This is a genomic window from Saccharomonospora halophila 8 (genome assembly GCF_000383775.1).
Classification (GTDB): Bacteria; Actinomycetota; Actinomycetes; order Mycobacteriales; family Pseudonocardiaceae; genus Saccharomonospora; species Saccharomonospora halophila.
Genome location: NZ_KB912578.1, coordinates 41429 through 47548 on the forward strand (window position 1 = coordinate 41429; position 6120 = coordinate 47548).

Sequence of the window (6120 nt, forward strand, 5' to 3'; positions counted from 1 at the left end):
CGGCGGCTCGGGGAGGCCGGGCGCGAGCGCGCCCAGCGCCGGTACAGCTGGCGGTCGGTCGCCGAGGCGACGGTGGAGCGCTACGCGGCCTCCATCGAGTCGTGCCGGGCGGCCGGATACGACGAGAGGAAACGGTGACGCGATGCTGACGGTGGACTTCGACCGGCTCGGTGTGGTTCCGGGCAGCAAGGTGATCGACGTCGGGGCCGGGGCGGGCAGGCACTCCTTCGAGGCCTACCGCCGCGGGGCCGACGTGGTCGCCTTCGACCACGACGAACCGGAACTGGCCAAAGTGGCGGAGATGTTCGCGGCGATGGAGGCCGAGAACGAGGTGCCGCCGGGGGCCGCGGCGCGCACGGTGTCCGGGGACGCGCTGGACCTGCCGTTCCCCGACGAGTCGTTCGACTGCGTGATCGCCTCGGAGATCCTGGAGCACATCCCGTCCGACGACAAGGCGATCCACCAGCTGTCGCGGGTCGTACGGCCGGGCGGCACGGTCGCGGTGACGGTGCCCGCCCGGCTGCCCGAGCGGGTGTGCTGGCTGCTGTCCGACGCCTACCACGAGGTCGAGGGCGGGCACGTACGCATCTACCGGGAGGGCGAACTCCGGGACAAGCTGGAGTCGGTCGGTCTCCGCGCGATCGGACGTGACCACGCGCACGCCCTGCACGCGCCGTACTGGTGGCTCAAGTGCGCGGTCGGGGTCGACCGGGACCGGCATCCGCTCACCGACGCCTACCACCGGCTGCTCGTGTGGGACATGCTCTCCGCGCCCGCCGTGACCCGCACCGCGGAACGGGTGCTCAATCCCGTGCTCGGCAAGAGCCTGGTGCTGTACTTCGTCAAGCAGGGGGCGCCACTTGCCGCCCGCTGACCGGGGCGGCGTCCGGACGGTGCCCGGGGCCCCGGGCACCGTGGCACCGTCGGTGCCGGGGGTGCTCTCCGGCGAGCAGGCCGTGGCGACCGCGGCCTCCATCGCCCGGGTGCAGGAACCCACCGGAGCGATCCCCTGGTTCCCGGGCGGGCATCTGGACCCGTGGGACCACGTCGAGTCCGCGATGGGGCTGGCGGTGGCCGGGTTCCTCGACGAGGCCGGGGCCGCCTACGACTGGTGTGCGCGCACGCAGCGGCCGGACGGGTCGTGGCCCTCGCGGGTGCGGGAGGGCGTGGTCGAACAGGCCGAGGCGGACACGAACTTCTGTGCCTATCTCGCGGTGGGGGTGTGGCACCACGTCCTGCTCACCGCCGACGACGGGTTCGCCCGGCGGATGTGGGAGCCGGTGCGCCGTGCCGTGGAGTTCGTCCTCGGCGCGGCCAACGCGGACGGCACGGTCGGCTGGCTCGTGGGCGAACGGGGCGCGGTCGACCCGGAGGCACTGCTCACCGGGTGTTCCAGCATCCACCACGCGCTGCGGTGCGCGCTGGCCCTGGCCCGGCACCTGGGCGTGCCGCAACCGGACTGGGAGATCGCCCTCGGCCGTCTCGCGCACGTGCTGCGGTCGCACCCGGAGGCGTTCACCGACAAGCGGCGGTACTCGATGGACTGGTACTACCCGGTGCTCGGCGGCGCGTTGCGCGGACCCGAGGCGCGGAGACGGTTGCGCGAGCGCTGGGACGACTTCGTGGTGGACGGCCTCGGGATCCGGTGCGTGGACGACCACCCGTGGGTCACCGGCGCCGAGACCTGCGAGCTCGTGCTCAGTCTCGACGCCGTCGGCGACATCGCCGCCGCGCACGGGCAGTTCGCGGCGATGCAGCACCTGCGGGACCCCGACGGTTCGTACTGGACCGGCCTGGTCTACGCGGACGGCAAGCGGTGGCCCGAGGAGTGTCCGACGTGGACCGGCGCGGCGGTGCTGCTCGCCGCCGATGCCCTGTCGTCGACGACCCCGGCCGCGGGCATCTTCCGGGGGGACGGTCTCCCCGACGCCGTGCCGGTCGGGACGGACGCGTGCGGCTGCGCGGTGTCGGAGAAGGGTGGTCAGTCCACGGGTGTGCCGGGCTGACCGGACTCCCGGCGCAGCACCCGCAGCGACCCGGTCGCCGAGACCTCGGTGAACTGCCCGGAGTCCAGGGCACGGCGGTAGATGTGGAACGGGGGCCTGCCCCCGTCCCGTGGGTCGGGGAACACGTCGTGGATGGCCAGCATCCCGCCCACGGAAAGCCACGGGGCCCAGCCGCCGAGGTCGTCCTGCGCGGCCCGCTCGGTGTGCCCCCCGTCGAGGAAGAGCAGGTCCACCGGGGTGCGCCAGAACGCGGCCACGTCCGGCGAGCGACCGACCACCGCGACGACGTGGTCCTCCAGCCCCGCGTCGGCGATCGTGCGCCGGAACGCGCCCAGGGTGTCGAGCGTGCCCGTGTGCGGGTCGAGAAGGCCGGGATCGTGGTACTCCCAGCCGGGCTGGTGCTCCTCGGACCCCCGGTGGTGGTCGACGGTGACGACCCGTCCCCCGCCGGCCCGGGCGGCCGCGCCGAGGAACACTGTCGACTTGCCGCAGTAGCTGCCGATCTCCACGGCGACCCCGGTGCCCAGGTGCGCCCGGGCGACCGCGTACAGGGCGAGGCCCTCGTCGGTGGGCATGAATCCGGTGGCGGCCTCGGCCACCGCGAGCAGGTCGTCGTCCATCCGGTGCGTGCCCGTGGTCATCTGCGTCCCCTGTCCGTCTCCGCCGCCGGTCGCGCCCGTCGCCGGGCGCCCGCGGTCCCGGTTCTGCCTCGGCACAGTCTGCCGAACAGGCCCCCGACGGCCGCGGCGGCCTCCCGGTGACCCTTGTCAGCGTGCACACGGTATGCGACTAATAGAACTGGTTCTAGACCACCCACGTCGGTCACGGACGAGGGCTCCGCGGGGACGCGGGAGGACGAAGGAGGAGACATGGAGGTCGCCGTCGACTACGACCAGTGCGAGGCGAACGGGGTCTGTGAGGCGGTCGCGCCGGAGGTGTTCGAACTCGACGAGGACGACAATCTGCACCTGGTCGGCCCGGTGAACGCGGACAACGAGCAGCGGGTACGCCAGGCGGTGGCCTCCTGCCCCAAGGTCGCCCTCTCCCTGCGCGAGTAGCCACCTCCGCCTCCCCGGGAGCGGGTTGCGCGTGAGGGGCACCTTCCCTGCGTCGGGCGCGGTGCGGGGCACGTTCGCTGCGTCACACGCAGGCAAGGTGCCCTTCCCGGAGCGACGGAGGTGACGAGGATTAAGCTGTCCTGGTGTTGCTCCGTGCGGGACAACGGTGTTTCGCTCGTGTTAACGAAACCCCGACCCGTGAAGCGGAGGTCGTAGAGTGCCGATCCACGAACGGCTCGAGAACGTCTACGCGGAGGTCCTGGCCCGCAACCCGGGTGAGGTCGAGTTCCACCAAGCCGTGCGTGAGGTGCTGGAGAGCGTCAGCCCCGCGGTGGGCAAGCACCCGCAGTACGCGGACGCCAAGATCATCTCGCGGATCTGCGAGCCGGAGCGTCAGATCATCTTCCGGGTGCCATGGGAGGACGACAACGGTGAGATCCACATCAACCGGGGTTTCCGGATGGAGTTCAACAGCGCACTCGGGCCCTACAAGGGCGGCCTGCGCTTCCACCCCTCGGTGTATCTCGGCATCGTCAAGTTCCTCGGGTTCGAGCAGATCTTCAAGAATGCCCTGACCGGACTGCCGATCGGCGGCGGCAAGGGCGGGTCCGACTTCGACCCGAAGGGCAAGTCCGACCGCGAGATCATGCGGTTCTGCCAGAGTTTCATGACCGAGCTGCAACGGCACATCGGTGAGTACACCGACGTTCCCGCGGGCGACATCGGGGTCGGCAGCCGGGAGATCGGCTACCTGTTCGGCCAGTACAAGCGCATCACCAACCGGTACGAGTCGGGTGTGCTCACCGGGAAGGGCCTCATCTACGGCGGCGCCCAGGTGCGCACCGAGGCCACCGGCTACGGCACGGCCTACTTCGTCAACGAGATGCTGGCCGCGCGCGGCGAGGACTTCGCGGGCAAGACCGCCGTGGTCTCCGGATCCGGCAACGTCGCCATCTACGCGATCGAGAAGACCCATCAGCTCGGCGGCCGGGTGGTGGCCTGCTCCGACTCCAACGGCTACATCGTCGACGAGAAGGGCATCGACCTGGAGCTGCTCAAGGACATCAAGGAGGTGCGCCGCGAGCGCCTCTCCAGCTACGCCGAGACCGTCTCCAACGCCCGCTACATCGAGGGCGCGCAGGTGTGGGACGTGCCGTGCGATGTGGCCATGCCCTCGGCCACGCAGAACGAGATCACCGGCAAGGAGGCCGAGCGGCTGATCCGCAACGGCTGCACGGTGGTCGCCGAGGGCGCGAACATGCCCACCACCCCCGAGGCCGTGCAGCTGTTCCAGGACGCCGGTGTCGCCTTCGGGCCGGGCAAGGCCGCCAACGCGGGCGGTGTCGCCACCTCCGCGCTGGAGATGCAGCAGAACGCCTCCCGGGACTCCTGGACGTTCGAGTACTCGGAGGACCGGCTGGAGGAGATCATGCGGGGCATCCACACCCGGTGCCGCGAGACCGCGGAGGAGTACGGGATGCCCGGCAACTACGTCGCGGGCGCGAACATCGCCGCGTACACGCGGGTGGCCGACGCGATGTTGTCCCTCGGCCTGATCTGACACCGCGCGCACGAGCCGCCCGTGGCCGCCGGTCGCGGGCGGCTCCGCTGCCGTGGGTCCGTGCCGATTCCGCACGATTCCCGCCACGGCCGGGGTACCGGTCGGTACGGTGAGTGCTCGACGCGGGGGTTCCCGCCGAGGACGACTGAAGGCTGTAGCTGCATGGTGCGCTTGGAGACGGCGCTGCGCCGCCGGGACGTGAACGCCCGGGACGACGGGGAGTTCGGCAGGCACGGCACGGCGATCAGGATCGCGCTCGGCGTCCTCGTCGTGACCGCCGTGGCGATCCTGCTGACCCCGGTCGGGTTCCCCGATCTGCACGTCTACCGGACCGGTGGTTACGCCTGGTCGCACGGGATCCCGCTGTACTCGCCGGAGTTCCGGCAGTACGTGCCCCTGGAGACGGGACTGCCGTTCCTCTACCCGCCACTCGCCGCGGTCGCCTTCTTCCCGGCCCATCTGCTGCCCTGGCACGTGGCCAAGGTCCTGCTCGTCGCGGCCGGGATGGCGGCGCTGGTCGCCACCACGACGGTCGTCGCGGGGCGGACCCACGGCAGGCGCACGGGTGCGGTCGTGCTGGGAGGCGCGGTCGCGGCCGGATGGCTGCTGTTCGAACCCGTCCGGCAGACGGTCTTCTTCGGGCAGATCAATCTGCTACTGATGGGGCTCGTGGTGGTGGACTGCCTGCTCCCGCGCACGCGGTGGCCCCGGGGCCTGCTGACCGGCCTGGCCGCGGGGATCAAGCTGACCCCGCTCATCTTCGTGCTGTTCTTCCTGATCAAACGGCAGTACCGGGCCGCGGCCGTGGCCGTGGGCACGTTCGCCGGGTCGATCCTGCTCGGGTTCGCCCTCGCGCCGGGTGACTCGGTCCGCTTCTGGTTCGACGCCGTGTTCGAGACGGACCAGAAGGTGGGCACCGCGTACGCGTTCAACCAGTCGCTCAACGGTGTGCTGCACCGGGTCCTGCCGGAGGCGGACGGCGCCCGGTTCGGGCTGTGGGCGCTGCTGGTGGCGGCGTTCCTCGTCGTGGCGCTGGTCGGCGCCCGCAGGGCGCGGTCGGTGGGCGACGACGTCACGGCGCTGCTCGCGATCGCCTTCTGGGGGCTGTTGGCGTCCCCGCTGAGCTGGTCGCACCACTGGGTGTGGGTGGCCCCGGCCGCGGTGGCTCTGGCGTACCCGCTGTACCGCGGCGCACGACGACGGTGGTGGGTGCCCGGCCTCGCGACGATGCTCGTGCTGGTGTTCACGGTCGGGACGCACAGCGTCGTGCTGTCCACCGACCCCGGGACACCGGAGACCGCCTGGGTCTGGTGGCAGCACCTCGCGGGCTCCAGCTACACGCTGGTCGCCGTGGTGGCGCTGCTCGTCCTCGCGGTGCGCCGACGGACGGTGTCGTCGCACGCGGGAGCGTCGGTGACAGTACCGCCGGATGCGCCGGAGGCGCCGGGGACGCCGGAGGCGCCGGAGGCGCAGGGGGCGGCGAAGCCCGACGCCC

At 71.7% G+C, this 6120-nt stretch carries 6 protein-coding genes; 5 read left to right on the forward strand and 1 reads right to left on the reverse strand.

Annotation, left to right across the window (positions count from 1 at the left end):
- The first annotated feature begins 142 nt into the window (after window positions 1–142).
- Entirely contained in the window at window positions 143–874 is a 732-nt protein-coding gene (locus SACHA_RS0117545; RefSeq protein ID WP_019811867.1) for a class I SAM-dependent methyltransferase, read from the forward strand.
- Window positions 861–2006: a glucosidase family protein gene (locus SACHA_RS0117550; RefSeq protein WP_198010173.1), complete on the forward strand. Its 1146-nt coding sequence runs from the start codon at window positions 861–863 to the stop codon at window positions 2004–2006. Before SACHA_RS0117545 ends, SACHA_RS0117550 begins: the two co-directional genes overlap by 14 nt.
- Here the strand turns inward: SACHA_RS0117550 and SACHA_RS0117555 are convergent.
- Window positions 1982–2647: a class I SAM-dependent methyltransferase gene (locus SACHA_RS0117555; RefSeq protein WP_019811871.1), complete on the reverse strand. Its 666-nt coding sequence runs from the start codon at window positions 2645–2647 to the stop codon at window positions 1982–1984. The genes SACHA_RS0117550 and SACHA_RS0117555 overlap by 25 nt on opposite strands.
- Window positions 2648–2875: 228 nt before the next feature.
- On the opposite strand from SACHA_RS0117555, the gene SACHA_RS0117560 reads away from it, so the two are divergent.
- The 3 genes from SACHA_RS0117560 to SACHA_RS22855 form a co-directional block, all read left to right on the forward strand.
- Window positions 2876–3064, forward strand: a complete 189-nt coding sequence (locus tag SACHA_RS0117560) for a ferredoxin (protein ID WP_019811873.1) — start codon at window positions 2876–2878, stop codon at window positions 3062–3064.
- 217 nt (window positions 3065–3281) lie between these two features.
- The gene (gene gdhA / locus SACHA_RS0117565) at window positions 3282–4625 is read left to right on the forward strand and encodes an NADP-specific glutamate dehydrogenase (protein ID WP_019811875.1); all 1344 of its coding nucleotides are present in this window, start codon (window positions 3282–3284) and stop codon (window positions 4623–4625) included.
- Between the two features lie 162 nt (window positions 4626–4787).
- Window positions 4788–6120: glycosyltransferase 87 family protein (locus SACHA_RS22855; RefSeq protein ID WP_019811877.1), on the forward strand; the 1333-nt coding region annotated here is incomplete at its 3' end.